The 16,261-nt window shown below is 30.1% G+C and carries 17 protein-coding genes and 1 pseudogene; 3 read left to right on the top strand and 15 right to left on the bottom strand.

Annotated elements, in window-relative coordinates:
• Position 1 precedes the first annotated feature (1 nt).
• Entirely contained in the window at positions 2–1,654 is a 1,653-nt protein-coding gene (locus tag EW093_RS05245) for a DNA adenine methylase (protein WP_149567387.1), read from the bottom strand.
• Positions 1,654–2,046: a 6-pyruvoyl trahydropterin synthase family protein gene (locus EW093_RS05250; protein ID WP_149567388.1), complete on the bottom strand. Its 393-nt coding sequence runs from the start codon at positions 2,044–2,046 to the stop codon at positions 1,654–1,656. Before EW093_RS05250 ends, EW093_RS05245 begins: the two co-directional genes overlap by 1 nt.
• Before the next feature lie 20 nt (positions 2,047–2,066).
• Here EW093_RS05250 and EW093_RS05255 point away from each other — a divergent pair, with 20 nt between their 5' ends.
• The gene (locus EW093_RS05255; protein ID WP_149567389.1) at positions 2,067–3,596 is read left to right on the top strand and encodes a UDP-N-acetylmuramoyl-L-alanyl-D-glutamate--2,6-diaminopimelate ligase; all 1,530 of its coding nucleotides are present in this window, start codon (positions 2,067–2,069) and stop codon (positions 3,594–3,596) included.
• On the opposite strand, the gene EW093_RS05260 is transcribed toward EW093_RS05255, so the two are convergent.
• Together EW093_RS05260 and EW093_RS05265 are read right to left on the bottom strand one after the other, a co-directional pair.
• Positions 3,567–4,016 (bottom strand): divergent PAP2 family protein, encoded by a 450-nt coding sequence (locus tag EW093_RS05260; protein WP_149567390.1) that lies wholly within the window; start codon positions 4,014–4,016, stop codon positions 3,567–3,569. The two genes, EW093_RS05255 and EW093_RS05260, sit on opposite strands and share 30 nt — an antisense overlap.
• Positions 4,017–4,325: 309 nt before the next feature.
• Complete coding sequence (locus EW093_RS05265) at positions 4,326–5,483, bottom strand: IS4 family transposase (RefSeq protein ID WP_149567391.1); 1,158 nt, start codon at positions 5,481–5,483, stop codon at positions 4,326–4,328.
• Positions 5,484–5,815: 332 nt separating this feature from the next.
• Here EW093_RS05265 and EW093_RS05270 point away from each other — a divergent pair, with 332 nt between their 5' ends.
• Positions 5,816–6,271 carry a helix-turn-helix domain-containing protein gene (locus EW093_RS05270; RefSeq protein WP_149567392.1) on the top strand — a complete coding sequence of 152 codons (456 nt, stop codon included), beginning with the start codon at positions 5,816–5,818 and terminating at the stop codon, positions 6,269–6,271.
• Entirely contained in the window at positions 6,177–6,701 is a 525-nt protein-coding gene (locus tag EW093_RS05275) for an IS30 family transposase (RefSeq protein WP_149567393.1), read from the top strand. The genes EW093_RS05270 and EW093_RS05275 overlap by 95 nt, the downstream gene beginning before the upstream one ends.
• 185 nt (positions 6,702–6,886) lie before the next feature.
• Here EW093_RS05275 and EW093_RS05280 read toward each other — a convergent pair whose 3' ends face one another.
• The 11 genes and pseudogenes from EW093_RS05280 to EW093_RS05315 form a co-directional block, all read right to left on the bottom strand.
• Positions 6,887–8,725, bottom strand: coding sequence for an FtsX-like permease family protein (locus tag EW093_RS05280; protein ID WP_149567394.1), 1,839 nt, complete (start codon positions 8,723–8,725; stop codon positions 6,887–6,889).
• 3 nt (positions 8,726–8,728) lie between these two features.
• Positions 8,729–8,923, bottom strand: a complete 195-nt coding sequence (locus EW093_RS17625) for a hypothetical protein (protein ID WP_246745072.1) — start codon at positions 8,921–8,923, stop codon at positions 8,729–8,731.
• 45 nt (positions 8,924–8,968) lie between these two features.
• Positions 8,969–9,121 (bottom strand): annotated as a pseudogene (locus EW093_RS18050) (hypothetical protein); the annotation flags it as partial.
• 35 nt (positions 9,122–9,156) lie between these two features.
• A complete protein-coding gene (gene tnpC, locus EW093_RS05290) occupies positions 9,157–10,725 on the bottom strand; it encodes an IS66 family transposase (protein WP_149566823.1) in 1,569 nt (522 codons plus the stop codon).
• A gap of 41 nt (positions 10,726–10,766) precedes the next feature.
• On the bottom strand, positions 10,767–11,114 hold the full coding sequence (gene tnpB, locus EW093_RS05295) for an IS66 family insertion sequence element accessory protein TnpB (protein WP_149566822.1): 348 nt from the start codon (positions 11,112–11,114) through the stop codon (positions 10,767–10,769).
• Positions 11,114–11,419, bottom strand: a complete 306-nt coding sequence (gene tnpA, locus EW093_RS05300) for an IS66 family insertion sequence element accessory protein TnpA (RefSeq protein ID WP_149566821.1) — start codon at positions 11,417–11,419, stop codon at positions 11,114–11,116. Before tnpA ends, tnpB begins: the two co-directional genes overlap by 1 nt.
• 65 nt (positions 11,420–11,484) lie before the next feature.
• Positions 11,485–11,883 carry an ATP-binding cassette domain-containing protein gene (locus EW093_RS05305; protein WP_149567396.1) on the bottom strand — a complete coding sequence of 133 codons (399 nt, stop codon included), beginning with the start codon at positions 11,881–11,883 and terminating at the stop codon, positions 11,485–11,487.
• Positions 11,884–12,102: 219 nt separating this feature from the next.
• A complete protein-coding gene (locus EW093_RS05310; RefSeq protein ID WP_187759840.1) occupies positions 12,103–13,527 on the bottom strand; it encodes a transglutaminase-like domain-containing protein in 1,425 nt (474 codons plus the stop codon).
• A 233-nt stretch (positions 13,528–13,760) separates the two neighbouring features.
• Positions 13,761–13,919, bottom strand: coding sequence for a hypothetical protein (locus EW093_RS17265; protein ID WP_187759841.1), 159 nt, complete (start codon positions 13,917–13,919; stop codon positions 13,761–13,763).
• A 35-nt stretch (positions 13,920–13,954) separates the two neighbouring features.
• Positions 13,955–14,122, bottom strand: coding sequence for a hypothetical protein (locus EW093_RS17270; RefSeq protein ID WP_187759842.1), 168 nt, complete (start codon positions 14,120–14,122; stop codon positions 13,955–13,957).
• A 13-nt stretch (positions 14,123–14,135) separates the two neighbouring features.
• A complete protein-coding gene (locus EW093_RS05315; protein WP_149567398.1) occupies positions 14,136–16,250 on the bottom strand; it encodes a radical SAM peptide maturase, CXXX-repeat target family in 2,115 nt (704 codons plus the stop codon).
• Positions 16,251–16,261 lie beyond the last annotated feature (11 nt).

Below are 16,261 nucleotides of genomic sequence, written 5' to 3' on the forward strand. Positions count from 1 at the left end.
CTTAACCCTCAAATCTTAATTTTGCGATACTCTCTATCTCCTGGATTTTATCTTCCATCCCTAGAAAGTTCTTATTCTCATCCTTAATCTTTTTGTTAAGAATCCTTGTAACCTCATAAAAAATATCTATATACTTTTTAAAAGCTAATTTTTTATATACAACTAATATTCTCTTCTGAATCTTAGTAATGTTCTTTTTATCACTCTCTTTCTCTAAAATAGAGATTAGTACTTTGGTCTCCTCAAAGTTATCCTTACAGAGGGACTTATCCAGTTTTTTATATAGAATCCCTAACTCTACAGAAGAGAGACAATTTAAATTATCAGGTTGATCCATAAATTTATACTCTTTAAACATTCTTAACTCATCTAAGTTGTTTGAAAGTTGTACTTTAGATCCATTAATAAAAAAGTTTTTACTAATTTTATCTGGATTAAAAGGCATTCTTAGTTGATTGAGTACCCTTCTCTCCTTTAAAAACCTCTCAACAGAAGCCCTATCCTTACCATCAGGTTTACCCTCTCGGTCCACAACCAATAGAAGTTCCATATTATGATTCTTTCTAGAGAGACTCTGTTTCCCACCTCTATAGAGAGTATAATCCTTAATATGTAGATTTACCTTGCCCTGTCTCTCCATTATGTCAAAAAGTTCATTAAATGGAATAATTCCCTCGGTATTATAACTAAGTATAATATGTCTAGAATCTATGTTCTCCATAAGATCCCTAAAGGAGTCCGGAGCCTGTTTTTTATAACAATAGGGACTTTTTGTACTTTTCCAATCCTTTCTTATTCCGGCCTTCTCTAAATACCGTCCATCTAATCCTCTAGCTCCATTAACCTCTGGTTTATCCCAAAGAGCCACAGTATTTAACATAAAGTAGTTACTACCATACTGATGCATATTATAAGGAGGATCTAGATAACAGATATCTGTAGTCTTTCCCTTAACAAAATCAAGAGCATCCATCTTAGAAACTGTATGACTTTTATAATTATCTATAAGTCTAGGTATCTCCATCTTCATTGGAGCTAAAATTCTACCTAGAGCATCTTTTCCATGACCACCAAATCCCTTGTGACACGCCTTAAAAACCCCAGATGTATTTGCATGGGTTGAGACCTCATATAAAAGGGATGATAAAAGAATATTCTTCTCTTTTAACTTCCTCTGACTTAGTAAAGATCCAGGATACATCTCCTCAATTAAACTTCTTGCCCTATCAATAAAAATTGCGTTTTCCCTAGTGTAAAACAGTCTCTCTGTTACATAGTCCGCACTATTAGTATCCTTTGGAGCATAGTGTTTGCTTATATATGGTGTAAAACTATTATCCAGTGATTCAAACATCTTAAAAACTTTATTTAAACCACCATACTCCTTAAAAAGGTTCCCTGTCTCTTCCTTATTAATTCCAATATAACAGCTATTAACAATATATGAATAATACTCCCAATCATTACTATGAACCTCAAAGCCCTTACTTTTACCCAACCTAGAAACAGCCCCAGAACCAGAGAAGGGATCTTGGAATATTGTATTTTCTTTTAGGGGTAGAGAGTCAAAAACATTTGATAAAAATGGTAAAAGAGATCTTTTATTTCCAATATAAGCAATTAATTGCTTAGTTAAGTAAGGAGTATCTATCATTAAACATTAGGCCTAAAGCTAGCAGATAACCCCTTTGTTTGTATTACTTCAACCTCGTATATAGGTAGATCTTCTAACTCTTCAATAAGGTTGTCATAAAAGTATTTAGCAATACTTTCTACAGTTGGATTTAACTCTGAAAAAGGAGGTTTATCATTTAATAGAACTAAATCCAAGGATTGAGCTAACTCATTAAGGCTGCTTTTTATCTGAGTATAGTCATAAACCATCCCATCTTTAAGCTCTTTTGAATATAGAGTTACTATGACATCAAAATCATGACCATGCATACCCTTATAACTATCATCACAGTTGGATAGATAGAGAGCTGCAGAAAATTCTGACTCAACCTTTAAAAAATACATATAAACCTCACTTGCACTATTTATCATACCTAAGTTAATATAACATTATGAAAATAACAGCTTTACTTGATAACATCAATAATAATATACAAAAGATAGGTCATTTAGACCCTGAAATTACTAATCTCGAATTCGATTCTAGAAGAGTTAGTAACGGAACTCTTTTTTTTGCTTTAAAAGGTATACATACCGATGGTCATAACTATATAGATAAGGCAATAACCCTTGGAGCTAAAGCGATCTGTTTTAGTGATGATCTTCCTAATTATAACCCAGATATTCTCTATATAAAAGTAGAAAATACAAAGGAAGCCTTATCATCCTTTTCTACTGCATTTTATAATAATCCTTCTAAGGAATTAAAAGTAATTGGAGTAACAGGGACAGATGGAAAAAGTACTACTGTATCCCTAATTGATCAACTTTTAGAACTAAATGGTAAAAGATCTGGGTATATTTCAACTATAAGTTTTAAAAGTGGGAATATTGAGGAGAAAAATGTACTTAGACAGTCTACTCCAGAGGCCTCCCAAATCCACTCGATCCTTAGAGAGATGGTAAAAAATAATAAAGAGTATGCAATTGTTGAGTCAACTAGCCACGGGTTATCAAATAAAACATGTAGATTAAAAGATGTAGACTTTAATACTGGGGTTTTAACCAATATAACCCAGGAGCATCTGGAATTTCATGGTTCTTTAGAACAGTACAGAAATGATAAGGGAAATCTTTTTAGAAAAATATCTAAAACAGAAAAAGAGACCTCCTTTGGGGTTGTAAACCTAGATGATCCTGAGGCTACAAATTTTATTTCCTATGCAAAGCCTAAAAAAGTTTACACCTACAGTCTTAAGAATAAAAATGCGGATCTATACCCCGTTGATATAAGACAAACCCCTGTAAGCTCCACATTTAAATTAGTATTTAAAGGTGTTGAGTATGAAACAAAATTAAATCTACCAGGTCTTTTTAATATTGAAAACTTAATGGCTACGATACTAGCTGTCTATAACCTTGGCGATATCACTTTTAATAATATAGTTAGAAGTATCCCAAACCTACACAGTGTAAAGGGGAGATTAAACTCAGTCCCAACTAGGGGCGAGTTCTCCATTGTTGTTGATTATGCCCATACTCCAGGATCCTTTGAAAAAGTACTTCCAACAATTAAAGAGATAATTACAGGAAGACTTATAGTTGTCTTTGGTTCCGCAGGGGAGAGGGATGTTGTTAAGCGACCTATTCAAGGGGAGATTGCAGATAAGTTTGCGGATATTATAGTTTTAACCGATGAAGACCCAAGATTAGAGGACTCTATAAAAATAATAGATGATATAAAAGCTGGAATTAAAAACAAGAGAGAAGATGAAAATCTATTTATCATACCAAATAGAAGGGAAGCTATAGGTAGAGCCATCGATCTAGCCCAAAAAGGGGATATGATACTGACCCTAGGAAAGGGCCATGAAACCTCAATGGTATATAGCCATGGTAGCGAACCATGGAATGAGATTGAGGTAATTAAAGATATCCTAAAAGAGAAGGGTTTAAACGAATATATAAAAATGGAAGATTAAAGCAACAAATACACCTTGGATCATACCTGCTGTAACCTGTAGGTAGGTGTGTCCAAGTAGGGTTTTTAAGGCTTTTTGTTCCTGGCCATCCTGTTTAAAAATATGGGATAACTCTTTAGCAATAACATTTAAATACTCTGCATGTAGACCAGCAGCTCTTCTAACACCAGTTGCATCGTACATGACAACAATTGCCAAGGCACAAGCTACAGCAAAAGTAGTAGACCCCCAGCCATCAATTAAACCTACAGAAGTAGCAGCAGCGACAACACCCGCTGAATGGGATGAGGGCATTCCCCCTGTGGATGTTATCATATCCCATGCAACTCTTCTTTCTGAGATTAAAATAACTAAAACTTTTATAATTTGTGCTAATAGTGTAGATGCAAAACCTATAACAATTGTGATATTTAAGTTCAAAGAACCCTCCAGTCCATTAAGTATATTTTTTTAATGATAGCAACAAATATTGCTCATTTGCAATAAGAAAAAAACTTCTGATAAAAATTGCTTTAATTTCTTATATAATAAGTAATTATACAACATGCTAAATATAATGTAAATTATAAAATACCCGTAAAATTGAGTTTAAAGTGTTTACACTTATGTTTACAGCAACTTTCATTGTATAAAAAGGGTAAAATAAATACAATAAGTGTTTTGAAGTAAACAACATTGAGTAAATCTTCATTTAGTCTTTTTATGAAGCATCATAGCTGTCCAATACAATCAAAACAACTCCTTTTGTAGCAGATAACTTTTCTGTGGAGCTTGTTTATCAGGCGGGACTGTTAACCAATCAATTAAGTTTAGATTTGCAAATAATATCGTAGATAATATAGCCATTATTGAAGATACAGTCCAACCTAAAGTAGATTGAAATTCCATATATTTCAATATCAGAAACGAAATCATAACGATCCAAACTTGAGTTAGAACCGCATTTCGACTTGTTCCTAAAAAGCTTTTAATTTTTAGGTTTTGCTTAATTGTTTTGAAGAAAATTTCAATTTGCCATCTATCTTTATATATTGCTGAAATAGTTCTGGGGGACCATGAAAAGTGATTTGTAATTAGTGTTATACTTTTCTTCAAATCAGGATCATAACTTTCAACAAGCCGCAGTTTTAGAGGCTTTCCTTTCTTAGATATTATTTTATCAAAAACTATGATTTTTTCAGACAGTATATTTTCATACTTTGAAACGTCTTTATCGTCAAGCACAGAATATTTGGCATTTTTCTTCAGTCTTGTAACAAAATAAATACCTTCTTCACCTAAATCTGAATAATATTGGTAATCGGTATACCCTCTATCAAAAACAATAACATCATCTTTTTTAAAAGGAACATTTTTAATTTCATTAGATTCATGTACTTTTGCATCCGTCACAGTAACAAATGAGGGAATATAACTGGAATGATCTAATGTCACATGGAGTTTAATTCCTCCCTTCTTTTTCCTAAAATGAGCCCAATCAAACATGCTCAGACAAAGATCTATAGTACTCGCATCTACGCTATAAAGTGGGTTTTTAAATCTAAATTTATGATTTTTATGTTTACTATGAAGCTTTGATAATAAAGAGTAAAATAGTTTTTCATAGATCTCATTTGGACGATTATTATTTGCATAAGAGAGCGTTGAGCGTTTAGTTTTGGATATCCCTAAATGATACAGCTTTTTACTTTGAAGCTCTAAACCGTTCTCAATTCCCCTTAGACCTGTTTGTCCGCTTAATTGAGCAAATAGCATTGCTGAAAACTGGTTCCAACAGGAAAATCCTTTATTCGCGAAGTCTCCTTTTTCTGATTTTACAATTTTTTCAAATTCATATCTCGGAATTAATTGTAGTATTTGTCGAAAAATAGTATCATGAAAACTCATAGTAATCTCCTTGTGTGTGCTTTGTGTGGTACTTAGATTATACCTTGGAGATTACTTTTATAAAATACTTAAATTGTAGTTTTTTTGTTTTGGACAGCTATGATGAAGCATAACTTCCAATATTTATTGAGTTTTGATATATTCAGCCTTACTTATAGCACTATACATATATATAGTATTTAATTATGAGGTAATTTAAGGTTAAATTTCATGACCCGAATTCGTATTATAAGTGCGACAGATTCTTTTATTCATTTAAGCAGGTATATTCATTAAAGCAAAGCCTAGATGTATAATGTAAGAGTCGACCAAAACACTTACAGGAGCTACGAATGAGCTATAAACATCTAGACTATGCTGAAAGATATTATATCTATACTGCCTTAAAAGAGCAAACATCAATAGCCGATATTGCCAAATCTATTAATAGACACCCCTCAACATTACATAGGGAGATAAATCGTAATAATGGAAACAGAGGATATCGCTATAAACAAGCGGACAATAAGGCAAAGAGCAGGCATGAGGACAAACCTAAAGCAATAAAGATAACTGATGAAGTAAAAAGTTATATACATTCAAAACTTAAACTTCAATGGAGTCCAGAACAAATTGCAGGAAGAATTAAAGACGATAAAAATATAAGTATTCATCATGAGACTATCTACAAGTATGTCCTTGTAGAGAAACAAAATGGAGGTATCCTTTATAAACAACTTAGATATCAGAAAAACCTACAGAAAGAGATACGGTACTACTACTGGTTCTACAAGAGGGATTCCAAATAGAATTGATATAGATGAACGTCCTGAAGCTGCTAATAAAAGAGAGCGCGTTGGGGACTGGGAGGCTGATACGATCATTGGAAAGAGCCACAAAGGAGCTATTGTAACTTTGGATGATAGGAAATCCAAATTACGGTTAGCAGCACCTCTATCAGGTAAACATGCTGATCCTGTAAAGGATTGGATAACAAAGCTTTTAGAACCATTTGCTGATCTGACAAAAACTATAACATTTGATAATGGTAAGGAATTTACCAAGCATCAAGATGTAGCAAGAGAACTAAAGTGTGAAACATATTTTGCTAAGCCTTATCATTCATGGGAGAGAGGTCAAAATGAAAATGCAAATGGTTTATTACGACAATACTTCCCAAAATCTATGGAATTGGTGGATATAAGCGTGAAAAAAGTTTTGATGCCATTGATTTACTAAATAGCCGACCTCGGAAATGTTTAGGGTATAGAACTCCATATGAGGGTTTTGAGGAACTAACTGGGATTAACTCTCGTGAAAAAATAAAAATCGCACTTATGACTTGAATTCACCATGGGCAAATAACCCCATAAACTAATTAATAAGTTTTAGACTCATTTGTAGTAAAAAAGAATAGAAAAATATCAAACTGTAATTTTAAGTATTAAGATATTCCTTAACAATTTATAAAAAAGTATAGTTAACAAAATTCCAAAAAGAAATATAATTGATGTATCCTTAACAATAAGAACAGAATTATAATATTGAATAGAGTGAGCAATGGTAAATAGAAATCCTTGTATAATACCAATAAAACTAGGCAATACAAATAAATGCTTTAGCTTACCAGAAATGGCATTTTTATATTGTTTTTGTGAAATCCCTATTTGTGATAATTTATAATAATTTATACTCAAGTTATGTAACTCTGATGATAATTTAGAAATAAAGATTACTCCAGTTGAAACTAAAAATAACAAACCAGTAAAAAATATTATACAAAAAACAAATAACGATTGCCCCTCTAATAATTTTTGTTCTCTAATTCTAGATAAAACTTGATCTGTATATTTATTTATCATTTTTTCTGCAGAACTGATTTGGTTTTCATCTTCTAAAAATATGATATTAAAAGTTTTGAAATATTTTTTTGAAATATTCATCTTAATATTATTATAATCAAAGTTATTTAATATCAAAATTTTTCTATCTGCATTAATTTTATTTTTAAAGAGATACCATTCTTCACCAACACATATGAGTCCTGATTTTTTATATCCATTTAAGACAATATCTAAAAAAGATCCTTTTGGTATACTGGGGTATTTTTCAGGTACTATTAGTTGGGATACTAGTATACATTCATTTTTTTTAAGTTTTTTTATCTTAATATTAAATTTTCTGAAATTATCTTCTGAAACGACATCTACAAATATATCTCTATATGTCCTTGTTTTCATTGTAATAAAATCTACATCGACAAAACTTTCTACTTGTATATTGTCATTATTTAATTCGTATAATACTGAATCCTTAACTTTAGTTTTTATATCAGAATTTGATATGTAAGTAATGTCAGAAATATCACTAAGAATATTTTCACTTTTATCTTTATTATAAAATGAAAATGCTAGACCTAATAGATATGTAGATAAAAAAGTTAATAATGCGATTACAAACAATAATTTTCTACTGTTAAATATACTAATCTTAATTTCCATATCTTTAATAATGCTTTTACTTTTATACAGTAATAGATCGTTTATGTAATAGACTAATAGAAACAAACCAATAAATGATATAAAAAAAGAATTAACTATTGCTTCACCATTTTTATATAACATTATTGAATAACCACTTATAACTATTCCTACTAAAGGGAGGATGTTAAGCTTTTTAATAATCCTAAAATTCTTGATTTTATCTACATATAATTCTGATAGATTTAATCGTGTTATCCGGTTTTTAAATATATAATAAGTTAATAAGTATAAAACTGGAAAAATTTCAATGATCAGTAAAAAACTATCATATGTATTAAATTTACTATTAATATTCACTTCAATATGTTTTTTTATTAGGTAGAATATGATTGTAACTAAAATATTTCCAAATACAACACTGATTGTAATTGATATCAACATAATAATTACATATTCAATGAATATTATCTTTGTTAATTTTTTATTGCTAATTCCTAATGTTAATAAAATACCATATTCATCAGTCCTATTTTTTGAAAATTGTATATTTGTATATAAAATAAATAAAACTGAGAATAGAATAACTGAAATTAAAGATACAAACATTATGCTTAAAATATCTCTCTTATCTAATCCGAGGACTTCTAAATTGGATATATTATAATAAATAGTAGAGTATATAAAAACCAATATCATGCAAAAAATATTACATAACATACTACCTTTAAACTTTTTAAGGTTTAATCTTAATGTTTTAATAATTATATATATTAAGCTCATAATCTATATAAACCTATTTAGTAGATTAAGAATATCTTTATAAAAATCCATTGTAGATCCTCTTCTCAAAAGCTCATGACTAGTTACTCCATCATTCATTAGAACTACTTTCTTACAGTAACTAGCAGCTTTAATATCATGTGTAACCATTAGAATTGTTTTATTATATTTTTTATTTAGAATTTCAAATGTTTCCATTACCTCCCTAGAAGTCTTAGAATCTAAACTTCCCGTTGGTTCGTCAGCTAATATAACTAATGGATTATTAACTAAAGATCTGATAATTGCTGCTCTTTGCTTTTGACCTCCTGATATTTCATAAGGATATTTATTTTTTATATCAAGAATCTTAAAATCAACGTAACCGTCAAATCTAAAGGCAGTAACAACTGATATTTAAATATTTAATATTTTAAAAAGGGAATAGCTCTCTAAGAAGGTAACATAATTTTATTAACTTCTATTGGATCACATTTCCATGGAGCTAATTCTTCTAATGAGGAGCCTTCTGGTAATAATGGAGCCTTATCATATAACCATTTTAAATATGCGTATGGATTTAAATCATTTAATTTTGCCGTTTCAATTAAAGAGTAGAAAAAACATAATGCATCCGCACCTTCAGGACTACCCGAAAATAAAAAATTTTTACGACCCATAACAAGTGGTTTTACCACTCTCTCCGCAGCGTTATTATCTGGAGTAAGCTCTGCACAATCAAGGTAATTTATCATTTTATCCCATTGGCCTAATGTATATTTTACAGCTTTCCCCAATTTACTTTCTGGTCTAATATTTATAGCCTTTTTATCAAGCCAGTCTTTTAGGTTATCAAGTAATGGTGTCGCTAACTTCTTTCTTTCTGCTACAAATTCTTCCGGTTTGAGGTTCTTATCTCTAAGTTGTTTTTCTACAACATATATCTTTTGAATTTTATTAATTACAACATTAGACTTATTTAGTTGCTTAGAAGCTTTATAGGCATCGTAAAGCTCTCTCCGACAATGTGCTAAACATGTTACATGTGTTATTTTGTCACTATTTTTAAAAACGGCATTGTAACCTGGGAAACCATCTGACTGACAAAACCCAGAAAAGCCTTCAGTAAAATCTTTAATATATTTTGAACTTCGAGATCTATTATATTCATAGAGAGCTATACTTGAGTCTTTAGGCCCACCACAGGTGACCCATATGTAAGAGTTACTAGAATCTAATTTACCAACTTCCCCATGAACTTTGAGGACTGTTTCATCCATTTGAAGATATGTACCAGTCTTTATGTGATCTTTCATAATATCATTAAGACCTTTTAATTTTCTATAAGCTTTTATAGTCCAGTTTGACATATTCTGTCTGCTTATCGGAATCCCATACCTCTCAAATCTTTTCTCTTGCCGATAAAATGGCAGGTAATCACAAAATTTATTTGTATGGATGTAAGCAAGAAGACCACCAGTCACTATACTTCCTGAAATCAATGATGGTGGTGCAGGAGCAACTCTAAAAGTTGGTTTATCTTCATCTCCTGAACCTTCACAATTCCTGCAGGCATATTTTGGTCTTATATGTTGTTCTACATAAGACTTTTCAGGAATAATCTGTACCCTTTCTGTTACTACTTCATCAATTTTAACCATCTGACATCCACAAGCACACTGTTTATCATCTTCTGATATATCGTGAATGATTTGTTTTCTAGGTAGGGATGGATCTATAGGTTTTCGACCTTTCTTTTTTCTATTATATGCTGGAATAGATATAACTTCAGGTTCATCCTCTTCTTCTATATCCAAGGCGGTTTGCTCAAACTCATCAAATAATTCAGATTGTAAAGGTGTAACCTTTTCACTAGATTTTCCAAATCTCTTTACTCTTTCGAGACGCAACTCTTCTTCTAGTATTTTAACCCTATTTTCAAGAGATTTATTTGAGTTTTCAAGAGACTCAATATATGTAGATATTTCTTCAGGGATTACCTGTTTTTTTATTCCGCCCATCGAGTAAATACTACAATTTTATAAAAGATTATAAAACCCTTTTAATTCATCTCTTTAAAATATATTTCTTTATGGGCTTTCCAAAAATCTATACCAGACAATAGAAGTTTTAATTGTTCTAAAGTTATCTCTTCTGCATCATCTGCCGTTTGTGGCCATGGGAACTTATCTTTCTCGAGTTTCTTTTGCCACATTGCAAAACCATTTTTATCCCAGTATATACATTTCAAGTTTTTTCTGTTTTTGCTACAAAACAAAAATAAACTTCCAGAACCAGAATCTAATTTCATTTCACTTTCAGCTAAAACTGATAACCCATTAATCTGAGATCTCATATCTGTTGATCCAGGGCGAACGAAGATTGATATTTTAGTTAGGTCTAAAAACATCAGTTAACTTCCATTAGTACAGCGATTATTTTACTAATTTTATCTGAATTTATAACTCCACAGATCTCAATCTTTGTATCATTAACAATAATTTTAATATCATGAGTTTTCTTAGAATTACTCGTTTTAGGTTTTATCTTAACCAAATTTGATTTTTCAGTATTTATAGAGAACATTTTAACCCAATAAATAAAAGTTGATGCTTTTAGGTTATTTTCTCTACTAAAAGCTGCAACTGACTGGCCTGATTTATTGAACTCTGATACTAATAATTTCCACTCTTCGTGGCTCTTTCGACTTTTCATATTATCCCTCGGACTTAAGGGTGTAATATTTTATTTATTTTTTTAAGGGCATACTAAATTGACGGTTACAAATCAACAAGCATTTCATTCAATTTATTTTTTATTATCTTTTTATTTATGCCTTTTAAAATCATAGGAAGTACAATATTTTCCTCAATAGTTAAGCTATCTAGTAAGTTTGAATTTTGAAATACAATTCCAATTTTATTAAGTCTTAATAATGACTGTTCTTCTTTTGTCATTGTTGTCAGATCTTTACTTGAAAAGAATACATTTCCTAAAGTGGGTTTATCCAATGTCCCTAAGATTTTTAATAAAGTGGTCTTTCCACAGCCTGAAGAACCCATTAGTGCTGTAAAATCACCACTAAAAAGATCAAGATTCACTCCATTTAAAACTACAGTGCTTGAACCTATCTGATCAATATAAGTTTTATGAATATTTTTAACTGATAATACTGGCATTTATATATTCCTTCTATAAAATTTTATGCAGGAGTTAACCTCCTGCATACCTTCATCCTGAATAACTTTCTCCTTGACATCCAGTACAACTTTCACAACCTTTACAACCCTTGCACCAGAAACACCAGCTTCCCGTACCCATCTCGTTTAATGAATCACTTTCATCAGTCTTAATCTCTAAAAACATATAATCTCCTTTATCTTTAATTGGATAATTCTTTACCCAACTGATTTGATATATACCGACATACCTTTCCAATTTGTTGTTTCTGGAGGTAAATTTATATAACTCGCATCAACTGCAGTTTCAATACCAGAAGTTGCATCTAATGAATACCAGTCCTTATTATTAGGACTTATTTCGTACCATGAGTGTTTTACATAACTTTCAATATCTGTAGAATATGCAATCCCATGGACAATTCGTGCGGGTACTTTTATTGCTCGAAATAATGCAATTGCTAAATATGACATAGATTCACAATCTCCAGCTTTTACTTGCAGTGTGTTTAGTGCAGAACCTTTTGTGTGTTTATATTTAATATTCTGATATATCCATTGTTGAATATATTTAATAGAGTCATTTATATTAGTAGATCTTTCTGTTATTTCTACAGCTTTTTTTATTATCTCCCTATCATTTGCTTCAATTAAAAATTCGGCTTCTAAATATCTATTTTTTTTTCCATTAGAAATAATTTCATTATTTAAAGACTTTGTACCAATATTTTGTTCTTTTAATTTAAAATGAAGATAATCTCTTGTATTTTCATTTTCTAGTTGTTGAGATAAATTCATATTATTAGTATTAAGAGATGAGTTTATTCCATTAAAATCACAATTTTCTATTATAACTTCTATATTTTTTATTCTATTATGATGAGGTTTTAATCCTTTTGTAGGAACTAGAAGTCTGTGTTCTATATTATACGGAGTAACTGGACTTGTAATTAAATAATTAACAATTTCAGAATCATATTCTGGAATGGCAATATGAATAATTTGATTACTATTATCTAGTGTTAATAAATCATCATTTGGTAAAACCTTTATCTGTTTATAGTTCGTATTAGGATTCTTTATCTCTTCATCAAATGAAATACTATTTATAACCGATTTAGATAATAATATAGATTGTGGTGAAATAACCATTCTTGGATAATTTAATTCTTTTTCTAATAACAGTTCGAGAGACCAAAAACTCCCACGTTCATATAACTCTAATGGACCAGAATAAGAAATAGCTCCATTTTCAATTTTACCATAAGAATTAGTAATGCTATATTTATATTCATTATCTGTCCACTTCATATCAATGATAAGAATTGTCCTACCATTATTTAAAAACCAATCTAATTTATACGATAACATTTTATTGTTTATGGAAGTTTTAACTTCTAGGGTGCATGTATAATCCATTCTATCTTCTTTTATTCCAAGAGCACCTATATTTTCAGTAGAGATAATTCTATAATATCCATCTGTACAGTTAGAATCAGTTTTCATTACAGTTTTTGATTTTCCTGTAATTATATTTTTTTCTTTTATAGTTGATTCCCATTTTTTATCAATAGAGTCTGCCATTATTGTTATAGACACTAAAAAATATAGAACTGTAAAAACACTTTTATTTATTATCTTCATTATTATTCCCGTTATTTTTTTTGATAAATTATCACTACCCAAAACAGGGGGTAATGATAAAAATTTTACGCTTGCATTGAATTGAAACAACCCGTACAACCAATACAACCATTGCATCCTTTACAGGACCAACACCAAGTTCCCAACTCATCCATTGAGTCACCATCATCTGTTTTGATTTCTAAAAACATTTCTTCCTCCTTAAATTTCTCAACATGTCGCAATAATTCCAATTATATGGGCATTGGTGGCCAAGGTTTACTTGCTCCTGATTCTCCACTACAACCTGAGCATGACTCGCATCCTCTACAACCTTTACAACTGATACAATACCATGCTGTACCTAATTCACTTAATGAATCACTTTCATCTGACTTAACCTCTAGAAACATAGTTTCACCTCCTAAAAATTGATTAATAACTATAATTATATTTTATAGTTAATTTCATCTAAACTTTCATTAACAAATGATTTTAATATTTCATTTTCAACGTTTTTAAATACCATTGTATTTTTTATCATTTGTAATACTTCTTTTCGTATTGAAGTTATGTTTATATATTCTTCTTTTCCGTTATTATTTTTAGATAACATTTTATTCTCCGTATTAATTTCTAACTAATTTTACAGTTGTTAATAATTTGTCCAATGGATCTAAAGAATCATTGAACTTAATTTCCGATAACTTATTGTCAATAAATTTATTATCAATGTTTTCCTTTAAAATTCTTGATACATTCATTTCTCTATAACTTAATTCACACTGTTCTTGCGTAGGTACTGTTATTTCTGAGGTGTTTTTTATATTATCGTATATGCATCTTTTACAGTGATAGGCTGTACAATTCTCACATAAAGATGATGAATGAAGTTTATATCTGTCCAAATTATTATCTGTTAGACCTGTTTTTACATTACCCATAATACCAATGGCATTATCGAAATAAAATGCTGCACATGGAAATATGTTTCCTTCAGGAGAGACTGTAAGACTTTTATCACCAGCTTTACAATTTGACATATTGTTAATCATTAATCTGTCAGTTATGACATTTACCTCTTTAAGGAATCTACGATTATTAAATTGTGAAGATAAAAAGGGTACAACGCTTAATAATTCATTTTCATACAGAATAAAATCTTGATTGTTCATTGTTGAAAAATCTTTAACAATAATATTAACTCTAGTGCTTACTTGAAGTAGATCTATGATTTTTGTTCCTAGACCTACAATATTTGATTTATCCAAATGTATGATTGTATTTTGATATTCGTTTTCTGTTTCGTTAGATAATACAATTATTTTATTAGATTCTTTACCTTCATTACTAATCTCATAAAATAAATTTTGGGCTAAAATTGGTTGTAATTCGTTTGAAACTCCTGTTTTAGGTGATAATATTATTGGGCAAAAATTGTTATTTTTAGCAAATTCAAATGCTTCTATCAATATTTCGGGATCAATACTTCGTGTTAAAACATCATCGCTTGAATATGAACAATGTTCTATAACATTATTACTTAACATTATATATAAATGTTTTGATCTACCACGTAAAATACCTTTATCAATACTTTTTTTTAGAGCTAATTGGCTCCAGAAATAATTATTAGCACTTACTCTTGCTTCATGCATTTTACATATATATGTTGCTCTATGAAAAATTGTGCCTGTAGCTGACTCATCATAATTATACCCCTGACACCAAGAACACCCACTTGCAATATCACACTCTAAACATTTGGATTGACTTTGATGAGAAGAAGTTAAAGCTCTATAAGCCCTTCTTTTATTCGCATCAATTCCAGTTTTAATATTTCCTATAATTCTTTCCTTTTTATTGCTCAAAGTTGCACTAGTAAACCTATTGCATGGAAAGAAATCCCCTTTATAATCTACTGCGATCATATTATCACCACATGAACACCAATTGTTGTTACGCCCATTTAGAGGACGACCTAGACTTGGATCAAAGAATGTACACTCAAAGTTATTATACAATTCCTTTTCTATTATCGTATCGGCTAACTCTTTCAACTGCTTTTCAAATATTTCAGGATCACCTTCAACCCAAACATCTTCATATACAATATTTGAATTTACTTCTTCTATACCGTTTTCCCATAGACTTAATATACTATCTTTCAAATAAACCAAATCCTCATGACTAAATGTTGCTTTAGTTGATTGAATACCAGGGAATTGAGATCTATATAAATCAAAATTACTCATTACATCATCATAAGAACCTTTACCATTTTTATATATTCGTTGGAGATCATGCTTATCCTTATTCCCATCAATACTAAAACCTATTCCAAGGATTTCTTTATTACTTTTGATGAATTTTTGAACTTTATCCGTTTTATATAAAAGACCATTAGTAGATATAGAAAATTGAAAATTGCCAAACCATCTATGTTTTTCTACATATAATTTATTTTTTATATAATCACATAATTTACTGATTAGATCTATTTCAATGAATGGTTCTCCTCCAATAAAATCGAACATTACTGAGTCAAAATCAAATTTATCACTGTTATTTATTATATAATCTACAGCATCTTTTGCTACATTAAATGGCATTCTTAATATTTCATCCCTATTACATACATAACAATAATTACATATAAGATTGCAATCATTTGTTACTACAAAGGTTACATTTAAAGCATTACCACCCTTCCAGGATTGCGCTCCTCCATTACCTAAAACCACGATATCTTCTC

The sequence above is a fragment of the Thiospirochaeta perfilievii genome (assembly GCF_008329945.1).
Taxonomy (GTDB): Bacteria; Spirochaetota; Spirochaetia; order DSM-2461; family DSM-2461; genus Thiospirochaeta; species Thiospirochaeta perfilievii.